This window comes from Niastella sp. (assembly GCF_045805085.1).
Classification (GTDB): domain Bacteria; phylum Bacteroidota; class Bacteroidia; order Chitinophagales; family Chitinophagaceae; genus Niastella.
The window spans coordinates 1-1739 of sequence record NZ_JBJMLX010000323.1; the positions used below are offsets into that span (position 1 = coordinate 1).

2 protein-coding genes are annotated in these 1739 nt (G+C 48.0%); both read right to left on the minus strand.

Going from position 1 to position 1739, the window contains the following annotated elements:
* The coding region (locus ACJ751_RS16870) for a beta-L-arabinofuranosidase domain-containing protein (RefSeq protein ID WP_407746692.1) at positions 1–660 on the minus strand (660 nt) is incomplete at its 3' end.
* Between the two features lie 101 nt (positions 661–761).
* Positions 762–1739: glycoside hydrolase family 2 TIM barrel-domain containing protein (locus ACJ751_RS16875; protein ID WP_407746693.1), on the minus strand; the 978-nt coding region annotated here is incomplete at its 5' end.

Consider the following 1739-nt stretch of genomic DNA (forward strand, 5'->3'; position numbering starts at 1 on the left):
GTTGTACAACCAGTATACGCTGTACATATTATCACCGCCGCGACTGTTCTCCCAGTAATCTTCCAGGAACATACTATCGGGCAGGGCGTTTTCCCATTTGAAATAACTGGTCATGAACGTGAGCACCCGTGGATCGCTGGTATATTCATAGTACGATTGCAAACACCAGAGCATGGGCATGTTGGTCCACAGGTCGCGTTTGCCATTGCGCAATACGACCGGACCGAAATCACCATCGGGCCGCTGGTTGTCGAGCACGGCATTGATCCAGCCATTACTTTCATTGATCATTTGCTGATCGTGCAACAGGTAGCCGAGATTGGCATAACCTTTTAACCAGTACGGAACTTCTTCCCAGCCCCATTTGCCTTTTCCATCTTTGGTGAGCCAGGCATTGTCGGTCTTGGCCAGCCAGGCGCTGATGTGTCCCAGGTGACCAGCCAACCCATCGCGTTGCAGTTCCAGGAAATGCAGCAACCAGCCTTTGGGTTTGAATGACTGAACCGGCAGTTTGATAAAAGGAGAAGGTTTCAACGGAAGCTTGTTACTTACGTAGTAACTGTTCAGCTGGTTACTTGTAGCATTGGACTTCCCTTGTTGCGCTTGTATAGAGAAGTTACAACTGATTATCAGGAAGGTTAGTAGTTTAAATTGTTTCATACTCAATTCTAAGTTTCAGTTATTAGTTCCTAGGTTATTAAGTTCGTATGTTATGATAAACCCGGGAACCTACAAACTTAATAACCTAATAACTTACCAACCTATTTCTTCATAGCTACAAAAGAATTCTCATACAACTTACTATGTATCTCATGTAGCCTGGAAGCTGGCATTTTAATAACCTTGCGATCGTAGGTCATTAAACCGTTTGTTTCTACTTCCACATCGGTGGTTTGGGTGTATACGGCGGCTGATAACCCGGACCTGATTAAAGCGGGGATGTGGTTGACAAATTCTTCATAGTGTTGTAACAGTTCCTCGTTGTTCTTGAAGGTTTGATAGCCCCAGTTGTTTTTTTGCTGCCAGGTATGTCCTTCTACCGGCAAACCCAAACCGCCAAACTCACCAAGCACTAAAACCTGTTTGGCGCCAAATAAAGCCGGATCGGGCATCAGGGGTTCGGGATAGTTATGCAGATCGCAGATATGTCCCACCCGTTCAAAATTACCACCGCTGGCGCTGTTCACCAGGCGCGAAGGGTCCTGTTGTTGGGTTACCTGTACAATGTCTTTTGTTTTGAATTGTCCCCACCCTTCATTGAAGGGCACCCATACCACAATGCTGGGGAAGTTGTACAGCTTGTCCATAATGGCGCGCCATTCGTTGCGGTAGATGCTTTCAGATTCGGTAGTGCGGTCTTTATCGCTGGCGCGTCCATACACGCCAGGGCGTGGTTCCCAGCGATTGCCAAGGTCGCCACTGGGCATGTCCTGCCAAACCAGCATCCCCAGCTTATCGCAATAATTATACCAGCGGGCGGGTTCTACCTTTACGTGTTTGCGGATCATATTAAAACCCATGGCCTTTGTTTGCTCGATGTCGTACCTGAGCGCTTCGTCGGTAGGCGCGGTATACAAGCCATCGGGCCACCAGCCCTGGTCGAGCGGACCGTACTGGAACACAAACTCATTGTTCAGCAACATGCGTTGAATGCCGTTGTTGTCTGTACCCACCGAGATCTTGCGCATGGCGAAATAACTGCTGATGTCATCGGTCTTTTTATTCTTTTGCAACAGCGA